The sequence below is a fragment of the Actinopolymorpha singaporensis genome, assembly GCF_900104745.1.
GTDB lineage: Bacteria > Actinomycetota > Actinomycetes > Propionibacteriales > Actinopolymorphaceae > Actinopolymorpha > Actinopolymorpha singaporensis.
This window is the reverse complement of record NZ_LT629732.1, coordinates 561,591-582,162: the sequence shown is the minus strand read 5'-3', so window position 1 is coordinate 582,162 and position 20,572 is coordinate 561,591. Positions and strand designations below refer to the sequence as shown.

The 20,572-nt window shown below is 72.7% G+C and carries 21 protein-coding genes; 12 read left to right on the top strand and 9 right to left on the bottom strand.

The window, feature by feature from the left end; translation table 11 throughout:
• Window positions 1–44 precede the first annotated feature (44 nt).
• Window positions 45–590 (top strand): orotate phosphoribosyltransferase, encoded by a 546-nt coding sequence (gene pyrE, locus BLU27_RS02650; RefSeq protein WP_092650226.1) that lies wholly within the window; start codon window positions 45–47, stop codon window positions 588–590.
• Between the two features lie 51 nt (window positions 591–641).
• Complete coding sequence (locus BLU27_RS02645; RefSeq protein ID WP_092650224.1) at window positions 642–1,241, top strand: LemA family protein; 600 nt, start codon at window positions 642–644, stop codon at window positions 1,239–1,241.
• Between the two features lie 61 nt (window positions 1,242–1,302).
• Here the strand turns inward: BLU27_RS02645 and BLU27_RS02640 are convergent, their stop codons facing one another.
• On the bottom strand, window positions 1,303–2,010 hold the full coding sequence (locus BLU27_RS02640; RefSeq protein WP_092650222.1) for a DedA family protein: 708 nt from the start codon (window positions 2,008–2,010) through the stop codon (window positions 1,303–1,305).
• Between the two features lie 288 nt (window positions 2,011–2,298).
• On the opposite strand from BLU27_RS02640, the gene BLU27_RS02635 reads away from it, so the two are divergent.
• Complete coding sequence (locus tag BLU27_RS02635) at window positions 2,299–2,922, top strand: TrmH family RNA methyltransferase (RefSeq protein ID WP_241827980.1); 624 nt, start codon at window positions 2,299–2,301, stop codon at window positions 2,920–2,922.
• A 97-nt stretch (window positions 2,923–3,019) separates the two neighbouring features.
• On the opposite strand, the gene BLU27_RS02630 is transcribed toward BLU27_RS02635, so the two are convergent.
• Both BLU27_RS02630 and BLU27_RS02625 read right to left on the bottom strand, forming a co-directional pair.
• Complete coding sequence (locus BLU27_RS02630; RefSeq protein WP_172805065.1) at window positions 3,020–3,760, bottom strand: HAD-IIA family hydrolase; 741 nt, start codon at window positions 3,758–3,760, stop codon at window positions 3,020–3,022.
• A gap of 118 nt (window positions 3,761–3,878) precedes the next feature.
• Complete coding sequence (locus BLU27_RS02625; protein ID WP_092650216.1) at window positions 3,879–5,009, bottom strand: hypothetical protein; 1,131 nt, start codon at window positions 5,007–5,009, stop codon at window positions 3,879–3,881.
• A 748-nt stretch (window positions 5,010–5,757) separates the two neighbouring features.
• Between BLU27_RS02625 and BLU27_RS02615 the strand changes: the two genes are divergently transcribed.
• A complete protein-coding gene (locus BLU27_RS02615) occupies window positions 5,758–6,531 on the top strand; it encodes a GAF and ANTAR domain-containing protein (RefSeq protein WP_092650212.1) in 774 nt (257 codons plus the stop codon).
• Window positions 6,532–6,585: 54 nt separating this feature from the next.
• Here BLU27_RS02615 and BLU27_RS02610 read toward each other — a convergent pair whose 3' ends face one another.
• Together BLU27_RS02610 and BLU27_RS02605 are read right to left on the bottom strand one after the other, a co-directional pair.
• Window positions 6,586–7,443 carry an rRNA adenine N-6-methyltransferase family protein gene (locus BLU27_RS02610; protein WP_092650210.1) on the bottom strand — a complete coding sequence of 286 codons (858 nt, stop codon included), beginning with the start codon at window positions 7,441–7,443 and terminating at the stop codon, window positions 6,586–6,588.
• A 303-nt stretch (window positions 7,444–7,746) separates the two neighbouring features.
• Complete coding sequence (locus tag BLU27_RS02605; RefSeq protein ID WP_092650209.1) at window positions 7,747–8,790, bottom strand: SIS domain-containing protein; 1,044 nt, start codon at window positions 8,788–8,790, stop codon at window positions 7,747–7,749.
• 137 nt (window positions 8,791–8,927) lie between these two features.
• On the opposite strand from BLU27_RS02605, the gene BLU27_RS02600 reads away from it, so the two are divergent.
• From BLU27_RS02600 to BLU27_RS02590, 3 genes are all read left to right on the top strand, one after another.
• Window positions 8,928–9,695, top strand: a complete 768-nt coding sequence (locus BLU27_RS02600; RefSeq protein WP_092650207.1) for a GntR family transcriptional regulator — start codon at window positions 8,928–8,930, stop codon at window positions 9,693–9,695.
• A gap of 127 nt (window positions 9,696–9,822) precedes the next feature.
• Window positions 9,823–10,848: a class II fructose-bisphosphate aldolase gene (gene fbaA, locus BLU27_RS02595; protein ID WP_092650205.1), complete on the top strand. Its 1,026-nt coding sequence runs from the start codon at window positions 9,823–9,825 to the stop codon at window positions 10,846–10,848.
• Window positions 10,849–11,296: 448 nt separating this feature from the next.
• Entirely contained in the window at window positions 11,297–11,713 is a 417-nt protein-coding gene (locus BLU27_RS02590) for a DUF3151 domain-containing protein (protein WP_092650203.1), read from the top strand.
• A 10-nt stretch (window positions 11,714–11,723) separates the two neighbouring features.
• Here BLU27_RS02590 and BLU27_RS02585 read toward each other — a convergent pair whose 3' ends face one another.
• Complete coding sequence (locus tag BLU27_RS02585) at window positions 11,724–12,596, bottom strand: aldo/keto reductase (protein WP_092650201.1); 873 nt, start codon at window positions 12,594–12,596, stop codon at window positions 11,724–11,726.
• Window positions 12,597–12,679: 83 nt separating this feature from the next.
• On the bottom strand, window positions 12,680–13,702 hold the full coding sequence (locus BLU27_RS02580; protein WP_157728167.1) for a diacylglycerol/lipid kinase family protein: 1,023 nt from the start codon (window positions 13,700–13,702) through the stop codon (window positions 12,680–12,682).
• Between the two features lie 240 nt (window positions 13,703–13,942).
• Here BLU27_RS02580 and BLU27_RS02575 point away from each other — a divergent pair, with 240 nt between their 5' ends.
• From BLU27_RS02575 to purD, 3 genes are read left to right on the top strand one after another with little or no spacing between them, the layout of a single operon-like run.
• Window positions 13,943–15,226 (top strand): adenylosuccinate synthase, encoded by a 1,284-nt coding sequence (locus tag BLU27_RS02575; protein ID WP_092650197.1) that lies wholly within the window; start codon window positions 13,943–13,945, stop codon window positions 15,224–15,226.
• A gap of 9 nt (window positions 15,227–15,235) precedes the next feature.
• Entirely contained in the window at window positions 15,236–15,646 is a 411-nt protein-coding gene (locus tag BLU27_RS02570; RefSeq protein ID WP_092650195.1) for a PIN domain-containing protein, read from the top strand.
• Between the two features lie 16 nt (window positions 15,647–15,662).
• Entirely contained in the window at window positions 15,663–16,931 is a 1,269-nt protein-coding gene (gene purD, locus BLU27_RS02565; RefSeq protein WP_092650193.1) for a phosphoribosylamine--glycine ligase, read from the top strand.
• Window positions 16,932–16,965: 34 nt separating this feature from the next.
• On the opposite strand, the gene BLU27_RS02560 is transcribed toward purD, so the two are convergent.
• Both BLU27_RS02560 and BLU27_RS02555 read right to left on the bottom strand, forming a co-directional pair.
• The gene (locus BLU27_RS02560; protein WP_241827745.1) at window positions 16,966–17,244 is read right to left on the bottom strand and encodes a DUF1540 domain-containing protein; all 279 of its coding nucleotides are present in this window, start codon (window positions 17,242–17,244) and stop codon (window positions 16,966–16,968) included.
• A gap of 222 nt (window positions 17,245–17,466) precedes the next feature.
• Entirely contained in the window at window positions 17,467–18,258 is a 792-nt protein-coding gene (locus BLU27_RS02555) for an LLM class F420-dependent oxidoreductase (RefSeq protein ID WP_092650189.1), read from the bottom strand.
• 150 nt (window positions 18,259–18,408) lie between these two features.
• Between BLU27_RS02555 and purB the strand changes: the two genes are divergently transcribed.
• Both purB and BLU27_RS02545 read left to right on the top strand, forming a co-directional pair.
• Window positions 18,409–19,848, top strand: a complete 1,440-nt coding sequence (gene purB / locus BLU27_RS02550) for an adenylosuccinate lyase (RefSeq protein ID WP_092650187.1) — start codon at window positions 18,409–18,411, stop codon at window positions 19,846–19,848.
• Window positions 19,849–19,882: 34 nt separating this feature from the next.
• Window positions 19,883–20,560, top strand: coding sequence for a hypothetical protein (locus tag BLU27_RS02545; RefSeq protein WP_092650185.1), 678 nt, complete (start codon window positions 19,883–19,885; stop codon window positions 20,558–20,560).
• Window positions 20,561–20,572: the final 12 nt, after the last annotated feature.

Genomic DNA, 20,572 nt, shown 5'->3' with positions numbered 1-20,572 from the left:
GGCCTCGCCGCCCGAGCCGCGGGACACGCCCTAAGCTTGCCGCCGTGCCCAGTGAGCGTTCGCAACTCCTCGACCAGATCACCTCCAAGGCGATCGTCCGCGAGACCGTCACGTTGTCGTCGGGGAAGACCGCCGACTACTACATCGACCTGCGCCGGATCACCCTCGACGGTGCTGCCGCGCCGCTGGTCGGACGGCAGATGCTGGAGCTCACCGGCGACCTCGACTTCGACGCCGTGGGCGGTCTGACGCTCGGCGCCGACCCGCTGGCCACCGCGATGCTGCACGCGGCGGCGGCGCAGGGCCGGCGGCTGGACGCTTTCGTCGTCCGCAAGGAGGAGAAGCGGCACGGCCTGCAGCGCCGGATCGAGGGACCTGACGTGGCCGGCCGGCGGGTGCTCGCGGTGGAGGACACCTCCACCACCGGCTCCTCGGTGCTCACCGCGGTGCAGGCGCTGCGCGAGGCGGGCGCCGAAGTGGTCGCGGTGGCGGTTCTCGCCGACCGGAGCACCGGTGCGCAGGCGAAGGTCGAGGCGGCCGGGCTGCCCTACCGGTACGTCTACGGACTCACCGACCTCGGCCTGGGGTAGTTAGCCCTACTGTCCCGGACGAGTCCGGCCCGCCGCTGAAACGAGGTCCTCGTGATCTGGATTGCCGCCGCCGTCGTCCTCGTCGTGCTGGTCGTCGCGGGCGGGGTGGTGTCCTACAACCGGTTCGTCAGCCAGCGCAACCTCGTCCAGGACTCCTGGCGGCAGGTGGACGTCGAACTCCACCGCCGTTACGACCTGGTGCCCGGCCTGCTCGCCTCGGTGCGTACCCACGTCACCGGCCACGGGGAGGTGTTCGCCGAGGTCACCCGGCGGGCCGAGGCGGCGGCGCGTGGAGGCGCCGACCTGTCCGTACGGGCCGGGCGGGAGGCGGCCCTCGCGGAGGCGCTGCGGCGGCTGTTCGCGGTGGCCGACCGGCACCCGGCCCTCCGGGAGAACGAGGAGTTCCTGGACCTGCAGCGGCAGGTGGCCGAGACCGAGGACCGGATCGCCGCCGGCCGCCGCTTCTACAACGCGAACGTACGGGCGTACAACACCCGCGTCGAGGCCTTCCCCTCCAGCCTGCTGGCCGCCCGCTGCGGCTTCGAGGAGGCGGAGTACTTCGAGGTCGAGGAGGCGCAGGTGCGCGCCGCGCCGGCGATCGACTTCGGTGCGCTGGGCACGCCGTCCCAGACGCCGCCCGGCGACCAGTAGGCAGGAGCCGCGGACATGAGCCGCGGCCCCGGACCGGTCGGGTGTGTCGTCAGGTGTGCCGTCAGCTGTGCCGGTCGGCCTGCGGCGTTTCGGGCTCCGCCTCCGGCGTCGGCGTCGCCGGTTGCCGGCTTCGATGGGCCGCACGCATCCGTAGGAACTCCAGGCCGATCGGGACGACCGAGACGAGAACGACCGCGACCAGCATCAGCTCGATGTTGGACCGGATCACCTCGATCCGGCCCAGGAAGAAGCCGAGGACGGTGACCCCGGCGCCCCAGATGACCGCACCGACCGAGGTGTAGGTGGCGTAGCGGCGGAAGTCCATCTTCGCCACGCCGGCGGTCACGGTGATGAAGGTCCGGACGATGGGTACGAACCGGGCCAGCACGATGGCGCGGGCACCGTACTTGTCGAAGAAGTCCTGCGTCTTGTCGACGTACTCCCGCTTGAACAGCCGCGAGTCCGGCCGTCCGAACACCCTCGGCCCGGCTCGGAAGCCGATGCCGTAGCCGACCAGGTTGCCGACCGTCGCGGCGATGGCGACGAGGACGCACACCAGCCACAGCGGAGCGCCGATCGAGCCCGTCGCCACCAGCAGGCCGGCGGTGAACAGCAGCGAGTCGCCCGGGAGGAAGAAGCCGACGAGCAGCCCGCACTCGGCGAAGATGATGAGCAGCACCCCGACCAGTGCGTAGGGGCCGAGCGTGTGCAGGATCTGCTGCGCGTCGAGCCAGGAGGGAAGGAGCGCGAGTGTCGTCGTGGGTGGCACTCAGCGAGCCTAGCTGGCCAACCCCGGAACCTCTCGGCGCCGTCCGATCTGGTACCGAGGATGATTCGGTGGGCCCGCCCGGAATGCGCACGGATGCCCCTCCGGTCCGGTACGCGCGGCCGGAGAAGGCCGGACCCCGGCCGGAATCGCCGAGGCGGGGGTCGCGGGCCGGTGCCCGCGGCGTCCGTCGAAGATGGTGCGGTGCGACTCCGTGAAGATCCCGGGCAGCCCGGCGGGTCCGACGAACCTCAGCCCGAGGAGCCCGACCTCCCCGGCCCGCAGGTCGGCGTGGGCCCCTGGGTGGGGCCGTGGCCCGACGACCCGCGCTACGACCCGGAGCTGCTGCGGCACGGCGACCGGCGAAACGTGGTCGACCGCTACCGCTACTGGCGCCGGGAGGCGGTGGTGGCCGACCTGGACCAGCACCGGCACGACTTCCACGTCGCGGTGGAGAACTGGCAGCACGACCTGAACATCGGCTCGGTCGTGCGTACCGCGAACGCGTTCCTCGCCCGCGAGGTGCACGTGGTGGGCCGGCGACGTTGGAACCGCCGCGGCGCGATGGTGACCGACCGGTACCAGCACGTACGGCACCATCCCGACGTCCCGGCGCTGGCGGCGTGGGCAGCCGAGCACGGCCTGCCGCTCCTCGGCGTGGACAACCTGCCCGGTGCCGTCGAGCTGGAGACGTACGACCTGCCCCGGGCGTGCGTCCTGCTGTTCGGGCAGGAGGGCCCGGGCCTGTCCGAGGCAGCCCGGCAGGCGTGCACCGACGTCCTCTCCATCGCGCAGTACGGCTCGACCCGTTCGGTCAACGCGGGTGCGGCCGCGGCGGTGGCGATGCACGCGTGGGTACGCCGGCACCGCTACGGCCAGCACACCGGCGCGGGCGCCGTCGCCGACCAGGCCTGATCGCCGTCAGGCCCGACCCGCCGTCAGGCCCGACCCGCCGTCAGGCCCGACCCGCCGTCAGGCCCGACCCGCCGTCAGGCCCGACCGGGCCGACAGGTCAGATCCCGTCCACCAGGTCGGCGATGGAGTCGACCACCAGCGACGGGCGGTAGGGATAGCGCTCGATGTCCTCACGCCGGGTGACGCCGGACAGCACCAGCACGGTGCGCAGACCGGCTTCGATGCCGGAGATGACGTCGGTGTCCATCCGGTCGCCCACCATCGCGGTGCTCTCCGAGTGCGCCTCGATGCGGTTGAGGGCACTGCGCATCATCAGCGGGTTCGGCTTGCCGACGAAGTACGGCTCGACGCCGGTCGCCTTGGTGATGAGCGCGGCCACGGCTCCGGTCGCCGGCAGCGGACCCTCCGGCGAGGGACCGACCGTGTCGGGGTTGGTGGCCAGGAACCGCGCGCCGCGCTCGACGAGGCGGATGGCGGTGGTGATGGTGGAGAAGCTGTACGTGCGGGTTTCGCCGAGGACGACGTAGTCGGGGTTGCGGTCGGTGAGGACGTACCCCATGCCGTGCAGGGCGGTGATCAGCCCCGCCTCGCCGATCACGAAGGCGCTGCCGCCCGGCGCCTGGTCGGCGAGGAAGGTCGCGGTCGCCAGCGCGGACGTCCAGATCAGGTCCTCGCTGACGTCGAGTCCAACCGCCTGCAGCCGGGCGCTCAGGTCGCGCGCGGTGTAGATCGAGTTGTTGGTGAGGACGAGGAACCGTTTGCCCGACTCGCGTAGCCGGGAAACGAACTCCGGGGCGCCGGGAACGGGATGACCCTCGTGGACGAGCACGCCGTCCATGTCGGCGAGCCAGCACTCGACCGGCCTGCGTTCGGACAACTCGCCACCTCCGGATCGGGGACCCCGCGCGCCTACCGTAGCCGGAGCGGACCGGACCGGCGCGCGCCGAGGCCGTCGATCAGCCCTGCCCGCAGGTCCGGCAGGTTCCACGCCGGCGCAGGTGGTACGCCAGGGTGGCGGCCGCGAGCCCGGCACCCCACAGCGGCCACAGCAGTTCCGGCCCCATGGTGGCCCACCACTGGTCGGCGAACACCGGCGTCCGGATCAACCGCCAGTACTCCAGTCCGGCCGAGGTGACGATGACCGACACCAGCGTGGCCGGGACCACCGCGACCTTCGGCGGCACGGTCCTCCCGGCCCGGAACCACACCCAGCGCGGATAGGTCTCGCCCCAGCGCTGGACCAGTCCCAGGGTGAGGACCGCGCCGAGGATTCCGAGGGAGCCGAGGGCGGCGCCGGCCATCCACAGTCCGTCCTCCTTGCCCTCCCGGTAGAACTCCGCGTCGATGCCGAGCGGCAGGCCGAGTGCCCACGCCCACCGGGTCGCGGCATAGCCGAGGGGTACGGCCACGGCCACCCCGACCGCCCAGCGTCCCCACCTCGCCGCGGCCGCGGGTGTGGTCCAGCGCGAGACCCGTCCGGGCGCACGGCCGCAGTCCAGGCAGGCGGCGCGATGCCGGCGCATGGTCGCCACCGCCAGACCGGCCCAGGCAAGGCCACCGAGCACGAACACCGCCTGGTTGGTGACCGTCCACAGCCCCGGGTCGCCGAGGTGCGGCATCGAGGAACCGGTGACCAGGACGCAGAGGCCGACCCCGGCGAGGATCGGCGCGTACGCCACCAGCATCAGCACCCGCCGGTCCGGGACGACCACCAGCAGGGCCAGCGCACTGACCGCGGCATACCCGGCGAACACCGGCGCGGCCAGCCCGAGGGTGCGACCGGCCGCCAGGGCGCGGGTGGCCGCCAGGCCGAGGACAGCGCCGAGAGCCCCGAAGGTGGCGAGGGCGGGTGCGGCGACGGCGGCAGGTACCGAGCCGAGGGCGGATTCGATCGGCACCGGATCGTGGCCGGGCCCGAACGGGAAGCCGGGTCCGCCTGCGGTCCAGAAGAGGCCGAGGCCTGCGTAGAGGGCGGACCAGGCGGTGGCGGCGTACCCCAGCCGGACCGGCCGGCGCGCGGAGCGGACCGGTGCGGGTGCAGGAGCGGGGGGCGAGGCGTGCGTCGGTGCGGTCGGTCGTGTGCTCATGTGTCCAGCCTCGTCACGCGGACGGGCCGGCACCTCTGCCGAACGGCCGACCACACGAGCCGACCAGCGGGCCGGCCTCCGCCGAACGCCGTAGCCCGAGGGCGGGCGACCTCCCCGGGCCGGCCGGAGAAACAGGCGGGTGGCCGGTCCCGGGAAGGTCGGTGGGCACCGGAGCGGATCCGCCTCCGAGATCCGCTCCGGCGCCGGGACCGGCGGAGGTCCCCCTCGCCACCGGCCGGGAGCACCGGCGTGAGCCGGCTCGGCGGGCCTGCGGTCGCCCCCTCCTGCGACCGCGCGGCGCACCGGGCGTACGGAACGGTGCTCGGCGGGATGTCAGGTCGGCGCGGGGCGGCTCGAACCGGCGTCTCGTACCGGGCCCGCGGCGGCTGTGAACGCTGCTCGCCGGCGATGCGCGGTGGCGCGTGGTCGGCTGGGGCGTGCTTCCTCGACTTCGCGTCGAGCTTCCGGGTCGGGACCGCGTCGGACGCCGCGAGTGAGAGGCCGCTGCCAGGGACCTGGGCGGCTGCCAGGGACCTGGGCGGCTGCCGGATGGCCACCTGCGGCCATCGCGAGATGACCATAGCGGTCCGGTAGCGGTGCCGGAACCCGAGGTTACCGGATTGCCGGACAAAACGTGACCATGCCGTTTCGGGACGTCACCTCGCCGTCTCGCCTCCTGACATCCCTCCCCGATCGTCCGGCCGGTCCGGTGACGACAGTCTGGGCGAGCAGGTCTACTGTGTGCCCGATGCAGACAGTGACCGAACGGGAACTCATCGCGGCGTTCGTGGCGCTCGCGGGGTCGCCGGACGACCGCGGGGCCGACGACCCGCTCGGGTCGCTCGTTCGCGGTGTCATGTCACTGCTGGACGTCGGCGCGGCCGGAGTGCTGCTCGCCGACGCCGACGGGACGCTGGGCGTCGCCGCCTCCTCCGACGACGTGGTCGCCCAGGTGGAGGCCGCCGCGCTGGCCGGGCCGGACGGCCCGGGCGCGGACTGCTACCGGACGTTCACCGCGGTCGGGACCCCCGACCTGGTGGCGGCCCTGGACCGGTGGCCGCGGTTCACGGCGCTGGCCCTCGGCGCCGGCTACACCGGTGCGTACGCCGTACCGCTGCGCCTGCCGGGCGAGGTGATCGGCGCCGTCACACTGCACCGCGTCGCGCCCGCGCCCGGGACCGGAACCGACACCTGGCCCGGCGACGACGCGCTGGTGCTCGCCCAGGGGCTGGCCGACGTCGCCGCCGCCACGGTCGCTCGCCAGCGGGCGCTGCGGCACTCCGGCGTACTCGCTCAGCAGTTGCGGTCGGCGCTGGACAGCCGAGTGGTGATCGAGCAGGCCAAGGGCATCCTCGCCGAACGCGGTGGGTTCGGGGTGGACGAGGCGTTCACCCAGCTGCGCGGGTATGCCAGGCGCAACCGCATCCGGCTGGCCGACCTCGCCGACGGGATCGTGGACGGCACGGTCGACACCCGCCCGGTGCTGGGTGGTCCGGCGACGGTGGCCCGGGGGCGCAGGTGAGGTGACGGCGACTACTGCTGCGCCGTGTCGCTGCTGCCGTGCGACGTCGTCGTTTCACCGCCGCCGGGACAGGTCGATCACCGACCGCGCGAGGTCGGCCCACCGGTCGACCGGGACCGCACCCGCCCGCACTCCCCGGTCCAGGCCCGCGTCACCGAGCACCCGGCGGGCGACCGACCGGACGGCCACCTCGGCGACCGCGGTGCGCGCCGGTTGGTCCGGCCGACGGAACGCCTCGGCCAGCATCGCGTACAGCACCCGCCGAACGCGCCGGCCGGCCAGCCCGGGGCGGGACCGGATCCGCAGGTGCGCGGAGTCCACCGCCGGTGCGGGCGTGAACGCCGCCGCCCGGACCCGGCGGACCACCCGCAACTCGTACGTCGCACCCCACCGGGCGGCCTCCAGGTCGCGGGGTACCGCGCGGCAGACCCGCTGGGCGAACCCCCACTCGACCACCAGGTCGGCGGCGGCCAGGCCGCTCGCGCCGCCGGTCGCGTCCGGCAACAGCCGGCGCAGCAGCCGGGTCGACAGGTCGTACGGGATGGACGCGACCACCTGGAACGGCCGTCGCGGCAACGGCACCGTCACCAGGTCGCCGGCCACCACCCGGACCTTCGGATGGGCGCCGAACCTGCGCTCCAGCCGGGCGAGGAACTCGGGGTCGCGTTCGACCGCGAGGACACGGGCGCCGGTGCGGGCGAGGGGAGCAGTGAGTGTTCCCGGACCGGCGCCGAGGTCCAGGACCAGGGAGTCCGGCCCGAGGCCGGCGGACTCGACCAGGCCGCGCACCGCCGTACCGGACCGCAGGAGGTGGATCCCGTGGTGGTTGACAGTGGCCGGCCGGGCGGGACGACGACGGGCAGGGGTGGACGAGCGGGCAGGGGTGGACGAGCGGGGCGAACGGGCAGGCATGACGTCCTCGAGGTGCGGTCACGAACGGGAGCCGTGAAGGCCCCACCGAGAGCACTCGGGAGGTCGGGAATGCCTGGGTCAGCCAGAAGGCGGGCGCCGCGCAGGGGAAACGCCCGGGTCAGCGCGAGGACACCTGGATCAGACCGTCACCGAGAGGTCGGCGGGGGTGGTCGAACCGCAGGCGGACGAAGAACGCGAACGCGCACATGGCCGCGACCATAGTGCGGGTACGCGACGGCCCGCGACCGAATATCCGGGCGCGGGCCGTCGGCGAGCTCCAGGCGTAGGGGAGCGACGGGCTGGTCAGCCCGCGTCGGTCTGGGTGACCTTGGACAGCCCGCGCGGTGCGTCGGGGTCCAGGCCGAGCCGGCGGGCCAGGCTCTCCACCATCAGCTGCCCGGGTACGACAGTGGCCAGCGGCGCCACCATCTCCGGCAGGTCCGGACCCGGCACCGACAGCGCGCACGCGGCACCGAACGCCGCGTCGCCGCCGATCCCGATCGTGGTGGCACCCCGGCGGCCGAGGTCGGCGGCGACCTCGGTGAGCCCGCCCACCACCGGCCCGTCCTTCGCCGCGACCACGATCGCGGCCACGTCGGCGTCGACCACCGCGATCGGGCCGTGCCGCAGGTCGGCGTACGACAGTCCGCGGACCGGACGCAGGCAGGTCTCCTCCAGCTTCAGCGCCACCTCCAGCGCGGTGCCGAACAGCAGCCCGCGCCCGGAGACCAGCGTCTCGGCCGACTTCGCGAGCTGGGCCGCCGCCGCGTCCACACCCTCCCGCCGCTCGACCAGCGCGGACATCTGCTCCGGGACCCGGGCCAGGTCGGCGTCCAGGGACGTCGGGTCGGGTGCGAGGGCGGTGGCCAGGACGGCCATCGCGGCGAGCTGGGTGGTGTAGGTCTTCGTCGCGGGTACGGCGAACTCGCGGCCGGCGTCGGTGGCGAGGGTGAGGTCTGCGCCGCGGGCCAGCGAGCTCTCGCCGTCGTTGGTCACCGCGACCGTCCGGGCCCCTCGCCCGGCCGCCCACTCCTGGGTCTCCACGATCTCCCGGGTCTCACCGGACTGCGAGACGCACACGACCAGCGCGTCGGTGAGGTCGACCTCGGCGTGGTAGTGGGTGGCCACGCTCGGCGCGGCCAGTCCCGCCATCCGGTGGGCGTGGGTCTCCACGAGGTAGCGGCCGTAGACGCAGGCGTTGTCGGACGAGCCGCGGGCGACGAACAGAATGTGGCGGGTGCCCTCGGCGAGGCGGTGGAGCTCGCCGCGCAGCGGACGGAGACCGTCCAGGGTCCGGGCAACCGCGTCCGGCTGCTCAGCGATCTCCCGGGCCATCTGGGTGGTCATGCGGCGACTCCGAAATCGTCAGCGAGGCTCGTGTGTGGGCGTACGCCGTCGTGGCACGATGCCTGCGACGACGCCGCTCACGGTGTCGGAGCGACCCTAGAACGCCTGGTGGGCGGCCCGGACGGGAGGTGCCGACGGTGGACGATCGTCACCGGGTGGTCACGGACGGTCCGGTGCCGAAACACACCCAGCTGCGGCGGATCCTGGAGTCGCTGATCGAGGACGAACTCGCCCCGGACGCGCCGATCCCGTCCGAGCGCGACCTGATGGCCGCGCACCGGGTGTCCCGGATGACGGTGCGGGAGGCGATCGGCCAGCTGGTCACCGAGGGCCGGCTCTACCGCGTGCGGGGCAAGGGCACGTTCGTCGCGGCGCCCCGGGTCGACTCCATGCTGGAGCTCACGTCGTTCACCGAGGACATGCGCCGCCGCGGCCACGAGCCGGCGACCGTGGTGCTGCGCTCGGTCGAGGCCGTTCCGCCGGCACCGGTCCGCCGGGCGCTGGGGCTGACCGCGTCGCAGACCGCCTACCGCGTCGAACGCCTGCGGATCGCCGACGGTGTGCCGATGGCGCTGGAGAACGGCTGGTACGCCGCGGACCGGGCGCCCGGCCTGCTCGACCGTGACCTGTCGCAGTCCCTGTACGCCGTACTCTCCCGGTCGTACGGCGTGGTGATCGACGCCGCCAAGCAGGCCCTGCGGTCGGAGGTGGCCGACGCGCAGACCGCCCGGATCCTCGGCGTCACCGTCGGCGCGCCGCTGCTGGTTCTGGACCGCACCTCCACCGCCGGCGGCCGGCCGGTCGAACAGATCACCTCGTGGTACCGCGGCGACCGTTACCAGGTGCACATCGACCTCGCCCGGGCCAGCGACGCCGGCCGGGTGCCCTGGCATCCAGCCCGCTGACGCGGGGTGCCGGAGGTCCTGTCCGGCGGTCGCGACGCGCTGAGCCGGGAGGGTGGCCTGCCCGGGCACGGTCGCCTCGGCGATACTTGGCGTGAGCAGGACCGACAGACCAGTTCGAGGAGCGCCCATGCCTGTTGCCACGCCTGAGGCCTACGCCGAGATGCTCGACCGCGCCAAGGAGGGCGCGTTCGCCTACCCGGCCATCAACGTCACCTCGTCGCAGACGCTGAACGCTGCGCTCCGGGGGTTCGCCGAGGCGGAGAGCGACGGCATCGTCCAGGTCTCCACCGGCGGCGCGGAGTTCCTGTCCGGCTCCACGGTGAAGAACATGGTCACCGGTGCGGCCGCGTTCGCCGCGTACGCCCGCGAGGTCGCCAAGGGCTACCCCGTCAACGTCGCCCTGCACACCGACCACTGCCCGAAGGACAAGCTGGACAAGTTCGTCCGGCCGCTGCTGGAGCTGTCGGCAGAGCGGGTGAAGCGCGGTGAGGAGCCGCTGTTCCAGTCGCACATGTGGGACGGCTCGGCGGTGCCGCTGGAGGAGAACCTCCAGATCGCCAAGGACCTGCTCGCGAAGGCGGCCGCCGCCCGGATCATCCTCGAGATCGAGGTCGGGGTCGTCGGTGGCGAGGAGGACGGCATCGTCGGCGCGATCGACGACAAGCTCTACACCACGGTCGGCGACGGTCTGCGCACCGCCGAGGAACTCGGCCTGGGTGAGAACGGCCGCTACATCACCGCGCTGACGTTCGGCAACGTGCACGGCGTCTACAAGCCGGGCAACGTCAAGTTGCGCCCGGAGATCCTGAAGGAGATCCAGGAGGCGGTCGGCGCGAAGTACGGCAAGGAGAAGCCGTTCGACCTGGTCTTCCACGGCGGCTCCGGCTCGCTGCTGGAGGAGATCCGCTCCGCGCTCGACTTCGGCGTGGTGAAGATGAACATCGACACCGACACGCAGTACGCCTTCACCCGCGGCGTGGTCGACCACATGTTCCGCAACTACGACGGCGTGCTGAAGGTCGACGGCGAGGTCGGCGACAAGAAGGCGTACGACCCGCGTGCCTACGGCAAGACCGCCGAGGCGTCGATGGCCAAGCGGGTCGTCGAGGCCTGCGAGAACCTCCGGTCGACCGGTACGACGCTCGGCAAGTGACGCCGCCGGGCCGGCCCCTTCGTGGGGCACGGCCGGTGTGCGTGCCGTCGGGCCGGTGCAGCCGGCGGCGCGCTTCGTTCGAACCCGAGGAGCCAGGACGGTGTCCACCGTCCTGGCTCCTTCGCTCTGTCGCCGTCGCGTCACGTCTCGTCACCGCGGATGCAACGTTTACCGCCGGGTTTCATCAACGTTTACCGACCCAGAGGTACGACGGCCGTTTCCGGCCACGATTACCGGGAACTCTCCCTGGTTGGAGTATTGCGCGCGTTTCGTCAGGTCCACGAAACTTAATGGACAGCGGCGACGCTTCGGACGACCCGGTAACCCCGGGCCTACGAGGGGCGTCGCCGCGACCATGTCCGGCGCATGATCGCGTACGCGATCAAGTGCTTGGGGGCTCGACCCGGGCGGCGCGGGTACGCACCCGCGCAGGCGGCAGGATGGGCGCATGAGCATGAACCTGCTGGGCGAGCCGCCCGCCACCGAACTCCCGGAGGACACCGCCGCGCGCGCCGCCCTGGACGAGGGCACGGACGCCGCCGACGTTGCCCGCGCCCACCCGACGTACTCCCTCGCCTGGGCGATGCTGGCCGAGCACGCGCTCGCCGAGGGTCGCGACCTGGAGGGTTACGCGTACGCCCGGGTCGGCTACCACCGCGGCCTGGACTCGCTGCGGCGAAGCGGGTGGCGCGGCCACGGCCCGGTGCCGTGGGAACACGTACCGAACCGCGGCTTCCTCCGTGCGCTGGCGGCGCTGGCCAAGGCGGCCGGTTCGATCGGCGAGGCGGACGAGGCCGAGCGCTGCTCGACGTTCCTGGCCGAGTCGAGCGCCACCGCCGCCGAGGAACTCGGCCTCGCGGGCTGACCCACCGAGGTCAGAAAACGCCGACGGCCTCGTCGAGCGCGGTCTTCTCGTCCGCGGTGAGCACCAGGTCGGCCGCCGCCGCGGAGTCGTGGGCGGTCTCCGGCCGACTGGAACCCGGGATCGGGATCACCACCGGAGAGGTGGCCAGCATCCACGCCAGGCAGACTCGCTGCGGGCTGACGTCGTGCTCCCTGGCCACCTCCGCGAACGCCGCGAACTTGCCGCCGAGCTCGGCCGCGCCGCTGATCCCGCCGAGCGGGCTCCACGGCAGGAACGCGATGCCGAGCTCGTCGCACAGGTCCAGCTCGGGCCGGCTGCTGACGAACGCGGGGGAGTACTGGTTCTGCACCGAGGCCAGCCGGCCGCCGAGGATCTCCTGTGCCTGCCGGATCTGGTCGGGGTCGGCGTTGGAGATCCCGGCCATCCGGATCTTGCCGGCGTCCAGCAGGTCGCGGATCGCGCCGACGGACTCCGCGTACGGCACCTTCGGGTCCGGCCGGTGGAACTGGTACAGCCCGATCGCGTCCACGCCCAACCGGCGCAGGGACGCCTCGCAGGCCTCCCGCAGGTGTTCGGGCGAGCCGTCCAACGTCCAGGAGCCGTCGCCGGGGCGCAGGGCGCCGCCCTTGGTGGCGACCAGGACACCGGAGGTGTCGCCGCCGTACGTCCGCAGTGCTTTCGCGATCAGCGACTCGTTGTGACCCACCTCGTCGGCGTGGAGGTGGTAGGCGTCGGCGGTGTCGAGCAGCGTGACGCCCGCGTCCAGGGCGGCGTGGATGGTGGCGAGGGCGCGGGTTTCGTCGGGGCGGCCCTCGATGGACATCGGCATCCCGCCGAGCCCGATGGCGCTGACCTGTACGTCGCCGAGTTGACGCAGTTGCATGAGTGACCTTCCGCAGTCTGGGTCCGGCTGTTGTCCGGCTGTCGTCCGGCTGTCGGGTGGGCGGCGCGGGGACGGGCGGACCGTCAGCTCCCGGCCGGGACGATCACCCGCAGGCGCTGGGGGACGACGTTCCAGGTGCACCGGCGTTCGGTGCCGCTGTCCTGTCCGTCGGAGTTGAGCCAGAAGCGCTGGCCCGCCACGCTCACCCGGCGGGCCCGCACCGTCACCGTGTCGTCGTCGTTGTCGTGGCCGAGCTTCAGCACCCGGCGGGCCCGGGCGAGCGGATCCACCGCGAAGTTGACCACCACGTCCACATACCCGTCGGCGAGGTCGGCATCCGCGGCCGGCCGGTCCGGGTCCGGCCCGCCGGCGCCCTCGGCTGCTCCCTCCGGTGGCGCGGAGGACGCGGAGGGCGTGGAGGACGCGGAGGACGCGGAGTTGGTGACCGCCACCTGGATCACGGGCCGGTCGAAGTCGGTGACGACCTGGTCGTCGGCCTCGATGCGTACGTGGAACGGCCGGGCGCGCGGGTGGTCCGCGTCGTGCAGGGCATGCAGCGCGGACAGTACGGGAATCCCGGCCAGGCCCGCGCCGTCGGCGCCGCCGTCGGTGCCGTGGATGTCGGCCTCTCCGCCCGCGGACCGCATCGGCCAGATCCGCGGCCGGTGCGACCGCCCGCTGACGCCGAGGTGGACGGTGCTCACCACGATGTCGCCGCGGCAGTCCTCCAGCAGGTCGAAGCGGCGTTCCACCCCGTGGAGCACGACCTCGGCGGCTCGTTCGGGGTCGCCGGGAATGCCCGCCGACCGCGCGAAGTCCGATTCCGGACCGTCCGGGAGGATCGCGAGGACCGCGTCGTCGAGTTCGTTGCGCTTGTGCAGGGCGCCGACCACGGTGTGCAGGTCGCTGTCGCCGCCCGCCACCACGATCTTGCGGCCGCCGCGGCGGTGCAGGGCGCCGTCGAGATCCCCCGGCATGGAAACCCTGCACACATGGACGTCTGCCTGCTTGCGCAGGACGTCGATGGCCTCGCTGATCGCGTCCGGGATCCCCTGGTCGCCCGAACCGTCTCCATCTGGGTTGGTCACCACGAGCAGGGACTCCACGTCCGGCACCCTACCGTTACTGCCCCTGAGAGGCTGTCCTGCGGATCACGACCCGGATCCACGAGACGGTCGCCGGGTCACCGGTGTCGCCCGGCGGCCCTACTGGCCGGGCCTGCTCCGAGCGTCGACTACCCTTGCCCGCGCAAGGGCCGTGATCTGCGATTCTGCGTGCCCGCCCGGCGATGTTCAAGACCCGCAGCGTCCGCAGAGCCCAAGTACCGCCACCGGAAGGACCACCTGATGCCCGCGATCGTGCTTGTCGGCGCCCAGTGGGGTGACGAGGGCAAGGGGAAGGTCACCGACCTGCTCGGCGGTTCGGTCGACTACTGCGTCCGCTACCAGGGCGGCAACAACGCCGGCCACACCGTGGTCGTCGACGGCGAGTCGTACGCCGTCCACCTGCTGCCCTCCGGCGTGATCACGCCCGACTGCGTGCCGATGATCGGCAACGGCGTCGTCGTCGACCCGGCCGTGCTGCTGGACGAGATCGCCATGCTGGAGTCGCGCGGCGTGAGCTGCGAGCGGCTGCTGATCTCGGCCAATGCCCACCTGATCGCGCCGTACCACGCGACGGTCGACAAGGTGACCGAACGCTTCCTCGGCAAGAACCAGATCGGCACCACCGGCCGCGGCATCGGTCCGACGTACGCCGACAAGGTCAACCGGGTCGGTGTCCGCGTGCAGGACCTCTTCGACCCCAACATCCTCCGCCAGAAGGTGGAGGGTGCGCTGGAGCAGAAGAACCACCTGCTGGTGAAGGTCTACAACCGCCGGGCCATCACGGTGGACGAGATCGTGGACGGGTTCCTGCGGTACGCCGACGCGCTGCGGCCCAAGGTGACCGACACTTCGGCGGTGCTCAACAAGGCGCTCGACGAGGGCAAGGTCGTGCTGCTGGAGGGCGCACAGGCGACGATGCTGGACGTCGACCACGGCACCTATCCGTTCGTCACGTCCTCCAACCCGACGGCGGGCGGCGCGTGCATCGGCGCCGGTGTCGGCCCGACCCGGATCGACCGGGTGGTCGGCGTGCTCAAGGCCTACACGACGCGGGTCGGCGCGGGCCCGTTCCCGACCGAGCTGCACGACGCCGACGGCGAGCACCTGCGCAAGGTGGGCGGTGAGTACGGCGTCACCACCGGCCGGCCCCGCCGCTGCGGGTGGTTCGACGCGGTGATCGCGCGCTACTCCACCCGGGTCAACGGCTTCACCGACTACTTCATCACCAAGCTGGACGTCCTGTCCGGCTTCGAGCGGGTGCCGGTGTGTGTGTCGTACGACGTGGACGGGGTACGACACGACGAGATGCCGATGACGCAGACCGACTTCCACCACGCCCGGCCGATCTTCGAGTACCTCGACGGCTGGTGGGAGGACATCTCCGGCTGCCGGAGCTTCGACGACCTGCCGAAGGCGGCGCAGGCGTACGTCCGCCGACTGGAGGAGCTGATCGGTGCCCCGGTCGCCGGCGTCGGCGTCGGGCCGGGACGGGACGAGGTCATCTCGCTCCGCCCGCTGGTCTGAGCGAAGGCCATGAGCGGCGACCTGCCCCCGCTGGTGGTGGTGGACGCTGCCAACGTGATGGGTTCGGTGCCGGACGGCTGGTGGCGGGATCGCTCCGGTGCGGCCGGACGGGTCCGGGACGCGCTGGGTGATGTCGCCGCGGCCGGGCTGCCCGGTGTGGTCGACCCTCCCGTCGAGGTCGTCCTGGTCACCGAGGGGGCGGCGCGGGACGTTGCCGGTACGCCGACTGTTCGGGTCGTTCCGGCCCGCGGCTCCGGCGACGACGCGATCGTGGACCTGGTGCGTTCGTCCGAGCCCGACGTGCGGCGAGTCGTCGTCGTGACCGCCGACCGGGGACTGCGTACTCGCGTCCGCGCCCTCGGCGCGGAGGTGGTCGGCCCGCGTACCGTCTACCCGCCTCACCTGCCCGGCCCGGGCTGACCCTAGGGTCGTGACCATGGACGTACTCCTCGTCGGGTCCGGTGGCCGTGAGCACGCGCTCGCTCTCGCTCTGTCGCGCGATCCGGACGTGTCCGCCCTGCACGTGGCGCCCGGCAACGTCGGCATGGAGCCGCTCGCCGAAACTCATCCGCTGGACCTCGCCGACAACGCCGCGATCGCCGGTCTCGCGGCGCGGCTGGGCGTCGACCTGGTGGTGATCGGGCCGGAGGCGCCGCTGGTGGCCGGTGCGGCCGACGCGGTACGCGAACGCGGGATCGCCTGCTTCGGGCCGTTCGCCGCGGCCGCCCGGATCGAGGGGTCGAAGGCGTTCGCCAAGGAGGTGATGGCGGCCGCCGGCGTGCCCACCGCGATGGCGCACGTGTGCGAGAAGCCCGAGCAGGTGGCCGCCGCGCTGGACGCGTTCGGTCCGCCGTACGTCGTGAAGGACGACGGGCTCGCGGCCGGCAAGGGCGTCGTGGTGACCAACGACCGGGACGCGGCGCTCGCGCACGCGGCCGCGTGTGAACGCGTGGTGGTCGAGGAGTTCCTCGCCGGCCCGGAGGTGTCGCTGTTCGGCATCTGCGACGGGACCACGGTCGTACCCCTGCTGCCCGCGCAAGATTTCAAGCGGGTCGGCGAGGGCGACTCCGGACCCAACACCGGCGGAATGGGCGCGTACGCACCACTGGACTGGACGCCGCCCGGGTTCGTCGACGACGTGGTGGCGCGCGTGCTGCAACCCACGGTCGAGGAGTTGCGGCGCCGGGGCACACCGTTCGTCGGCGTGCTCTACGCCGGACTCGCGCTCACCGCGCGCGGCGTCCGGGTGATCGAGTTCAACTGCCGGTTCGGCGACCCGGAGACCCAGGTCGTGCTGGCGCTGCTCGAGTCGCCACTCGGTCGGCTGCTGTACGCCGCGGCGACCGGCGGCCTCGCCGGCGCGGAGCCGCCGCGGTGGCGGAACGGAGCGGCGGTCACGGTGGTGGTCTCCTCCGCCGGATACCCCGAGAGCGCCCGGCACGGCGACCTGATCGAGGGGGCGGAGGAGGCCCACCACCTGGAGGGTGTCGACGTCATCCACGCGGGGACGGCGCGGGACGCCGACGGCCGGCTTGTCACCGCCGGCGGGCGGGTGCTCGCGGTGACGGCGTACGGGTCCGACCTGCGGCTGGCAAGGGACCGGGCCTACGACGCGGTCGCCCGGATCTCCGTCGAGGGCGCCCACCACCGCAGCGACATCGCCGCCAGGGCCGCACTGGGCGAGATCGTCGTCCCCACGTCGTGACGGCGGGCGCCGAGCGCGGCGTCCAGCGCGTGACTCAGGAGCGCTGGTACGTCATGCACTCCGCGGAGTCGCGCGTGCGGCCGACGCTGATGCCCGGCGCCTGGCACTCCAGGTCGACGTTGTAGGTGCAGTCGTCCATCTTGCAGGCGCCGACCTGACCGGCCGGCGTCGGCGCTCCGCCCTTGCGGGGAATCCCGAAGAAGGTGTCGCAGGCGGCCATCTGCGCGTCCCCGATGGTGATGGCCCACGCGTGGCAGGTCTGGTCGCGGTTGTAGGCGCAGGATTCGGCCGCACAGCTCTGCACGACGGGCATGTCCATGGTGGCCCCCGGTTCCGGTCGTCTTTCCCGTCGGCGCGGTAGGTCCGCGTCGTTCACCGTCTGCTTCCGGCGTACCCGCACCACGCTACGGATGCACCACCCACCGGAGCCGGGATTGACGTGTTCGCGGAATTACCCATCGCACAGGTCCCCGGACACGAGGCGGTCCCGGCGTCTGGCCGGCGCCGGGACCGCCTTGTCGGGTACGTGCCGTGCTCAGCTCGCGGTGAGCTGCTTGTTGTGGTCGTCGCGCCAGTCGATCCAGTCGCGGACCTCGGCGAGGTCGTAGTCCGGGCCGGACACGCCGACCGTGAACTGCGTGATCCCCGCGGCCACCATGCCCTCGGCCACCTCGTCGGGGGAGCCGCTGACCCCGGCGGAGCGCTCGATCTCGGCCGGGTCCCGGCCGATCTCACCGCACCAGCGGTCCAGCACGTCCCGCTTGTGCGCGAGCGTCTCGGCGTCGCCGAAGCCGTGCCAGATCGAGGCGTACTCGGCGGTGTAGCGGAGGGTCTTCTTCTCCCCGCCGCCACCGATCAGGATCGGGATGTCGCGGGTCGGCTTGGGGTTGAGCTTCTCCCACCGCGAGGTGATCCGGGGGAGTGCCTCGGACAGTTCGTTGAGCCGGCTGCCGGCGGTGCCGAACTCGTAGCCGTACTCGTTGTAGTCGCGCTCGAACCAGCCGGCGCCGATGCCGAGGATGAGCCGGCCGTCGCTGATGTGGTCCACCGTGCGGGCCATGTCGGCGAGCAACTCGGGGTTGCGGTAGCTGTTGCAGGTGACGAGTGCGCCGATCTCGACCCGGGAGGTCGCCTCGGCCCATGCGCCGAGCATGGTCCAGCACTCGAAGTGCTTGCCGTCCGGCTCACCGGACAGCGGGAAGAAGTGGTCCCAGTTGTAAACGACGTCGACCCCGGCCTCCTCGGCGGCCGCGACCGCTCGCCGGATCTGGGCGTAGTCGGCGTGCTGCGGTTGGATCTGAACGGCGACACGTGCGGGTGTAGTCATGGCTGCCAGCGTATGCCGCCCGGCTGGTGCTCACCGGACGGCGTCCGCCAGGTGCGTCCGGCGCCCTTGTTCGCCCTGGTTCGTGGCGGTTTCGCGCCTGCCGAGCGTGCCCGGTGCCCGGACGCCGACCGCTCCCGGAGCCGGGAGACAATGGGTGGCGTGCCGCAGCCTGTGATCCCCGACGTCCTCGCCGCCCGCTACGCCTCCGCCCCGCTGGCCCACCTGTGGTCGCCCGCGCACAAGATCGTTCTCGAACGCCGCCTGTGGCTGGCCGTGCTCCGGGCCCAGCAGGAGCTGGGCGTCGAGGTGCCCGACGGAGTCGTCGAGGCGTACGAACGCGTCGTCGACCAGGTGGACCTCGACTCCATCCGGGAGCGGGAGAAGGTGACCCGCCACGACGTGAAGGCCCGGATCGAGGAGTTCTGCGCGCTCGCCGGCCACGAACACATCCACAAGGGCATGACCAGCCGTGACCTCACCGAGAACGTCGAGCAGCTGCAGGTGCGGGCCTCGCTGGAGCTGGTCCGCGACCGGGTGGTCGCCACGGTCGTACGCCTCGCCGACCGGGCCGCCGAGTACTCCACGCTGGTGATGGCCGGGCGCAGCCACAACGTCGCGGCGCAGGCGACCACGCTCGGCAAGCGGTTCGCCTCCGCGGCCGACGAGCTGCTGGTCGCCCTGGAACGCCTGGAGGACCTGCTCGCCCGCTACCCGCTGCGGGGGATCAAGGGACCCGTCGGTACCGCGCAGGACCAGCTGGACCTGCTCGACGGGGACGCGGAGCGGCTGGCCGCCCTCGAACGCCGGGTCAGCGAGCACCTCGGCTTCGAACGCGTCCTCACCAGCGTGGGCCAGGTCTATCCGAGGTCGCTGGACTTCGACGTACTCTCCGCGCTGGTCCAGGCCTCCGCCGCGCCGTCCAGCTTCGCCACCACCGTGCGGCTGATGGCCGGGAACGAGCTGGTCACCGAGGGCTTCCAGCCCGGCCAGGTCGGCTCGTCGGCGATGCCGCACAAGATGAACACCCGCTCGTGTGAACGCGTGAACGGACTGGCCGTGGTGCTGCGCGGCTACCTGTCGATGGTCGGCGAACTCGCCGGCGACCAGTGGAACGAGGGCGACGTGTCCTGTTCGGTGGTCCGCCGGGTCGCCCTGCCGGACGCGTTCTTCGCTGCTGACGGGTTGTTCCAGACGTTCCTCACCGTGGTCGCCGACTTCGGCGCGTTCCCCGCCGTCGTGCAGCGCGAGCTCGACCGCTACCTGCCGTTCCTCGCCACCACCAAGATCCTGATGGCGGCGGTGCGCCGCGGCGTCGGCCGGGAGACCGCGCACGAGGTGATCAAGGAGCACGCGGTCGGGGTCGCGCTGGAGATGCGGGAGAAGGGCGTCGACCGCAACGACCTGTTCGACCGGCTCGCCGACGACGGCCGGCTCGGCCTGTCCCGGGGCGAGCTGGACGCTCTGGTCGACGACCCGCTGACGTTCACCGGCGCGGCGTCGGCGCAGGTGGCCGAGGTCGTACGCCGCGCGCAGGAAGTGGCCGAGCGCTATCCGGAGGCGGCGGCGTACACCCCCGAGGCGATCCTCTAGGACGGGACCCTGCGCGGGGGAGGAGCCGCCGGCGATGAGGCGATGGACCGAGATCTGCGCCGGCATCGTCGCGGCCGCGGTGCCGACCGGCGTCGGCAGTGCGCTCGGCGCTCTGGCGGGCGGCAGCTCCGGGCTGGTCGCCGGACTGGTGGCCGGTGGCGTACCCGGCGCGGTCTTCGGGTGGGCGGTCGCGGCGTTCGTGCCGTACGACCTCAGCTCTGCCCGGGGGCTCGCGCGGTACGCCACCGACCTCACCTGGAGCCTGCCGAACACCTGGCTGGGCGCGGTCCTGCTCACCGGCAACCTGCTCGCCGGAAACCGCGTGGTCGCCGACCTGAGCCGGTACGGCGGCACCGTGCACCTGGCCAGGGGGACGCTGCCGGCGGTGGGCGGCGTCAGGTACGTCACCACGGTCGGCACCGTGGTCGCCGGGATCCCCGGCGCCCCCGACGACTCCCCCTGCTCGACGGCCGCCCGGGCGCTGCTCGCGCACGAACGCGGCCACGTCCTGCAGGCCCGGCTGCTCGGCCCCGCGTACGTGCCGTCGGTGCTGGTCAACTACGCGCTGGCGGCGGTCCTGCCGTTCTGGTGGTTCTGGCACGACCACGCGGCGTACCCCATCCGCTCCGTCGCGGCGTACTTCCAGCACGGGGTGTATCCGCACGTCTGGAACGAGGAATGGTGCTACCGGGCGTACGGGCCGAGGCGATGACTCCTTACGCCC

Excerpts from the sequence above, each read along its gene's own strand:
- BLU27_RS02555 (WP_092650189.1), bottom strand. The coding sequence starts at position 18,258 with ATGACTACACCCGCACGTGTCGCCGTTCAGATCCAACCGCAGCACGCC.
- fbaA (WP_092650205.1), top strand. The coding sequence starts at position 9,823 with ATGCCTGTTGCCACGCCTGAGGCCTACGCCGAGATGCTCGACCGCGCC.
- BLU27_RS02570 (WP_092650195.1), top strand. The coding sequence starts at position 15,236 with ATGAGCGGCGACCTGCCCCCGCTGGTGGTGGTGGACGCTGCCAACGTG.
- purD (WP_092650193.1), top strand. The coding sequence starts at position 15,663 with ATGGACGTACTCCTCGTCGGGTCCGGTGGCCGTGAGCACGCGCTCGCT.
- BLU27_RS02590 (WP_092650203.1), top strand. The coding sequence starts at position 11,297 with ATGAGCATGAACCTGCTGGGCGAGCCGCCCGCCACCGAACTCCCGGAG.
- purB (WP_092650187.1), top strand. The coding sequence starts at position 18,409 with ATGGGTGGCGTGCCGCAGCCTGTGATCCCCGACGTCCTCGCCGCCCGC.
- BLU27_RS02605 (WP_092650209.1), bottom strand. The coding sequence starts at position 8,790 with ATGACCACCCAGATGGCCCGGGAGATCGCTGAGCAGCCGGACGCGGTT.
- BLU27_RS02585 (WP_092650201.1), bottom strand. The coding sequence starts at position 12,596 with ATGCAACTGCGTCAACTCGGCGACGTACAGGTCAGCGCCATCGGGCTC.
- BLU27_RS02575 (WP_092650197.1), top strand. The coding sequence starts at position 13,943 with ATGCCCGCGATCGTGCTTGTCGGCGCCCAGTGGGGTGACGAGGGCAAG.
- BLU27_RS02610 (WP_092650210.1), bottom strand. The coding sequence starts at position 7,443 with ATGCCTGCCCGTTCGCCCCGCTCGTCCACCCCTGCCCGCTCGTCCACC.
- BLU27_RS02560 (WP_241827745.1), bottom strand. The coding sequence starts at position 17,244 with ATGCCCGTCGTGCAGAGCTGTGCGGCCGAATCCTGCGCCTACAACCGC.
- BLU27_RS02545 (WP_092650185.1), top strand. The coding sequence starts at position 19,883 with ATGAGGCGATGGACCGAGATCTGCGCCGGCATCGTCGCGGCCGCGGTG.
- BLU27_RS02615 (WP_092650212.1), top strand. The coding sequence starts at position 5,758 with ATGCAGACAGTGACCGAACGGGAACTCATCGCGGCGTTCGTGGCGCTC.
- BLU27_RS02625 (WP_092650216.1), bottom strand. The coding sequence starts at position 5,009 with ATGAGCACACGACCGACCGCACCGACGCACGCCTCGCCCCCCGCTCCT.
- BLU27_RS02630 (WP_172805065.1), bottom strand. The coding sequence starts at position 3,760 with ATGGACGGCGTGCTCGTCCACGAGGGTCATCCCGTTCCCGGCGCCCCG.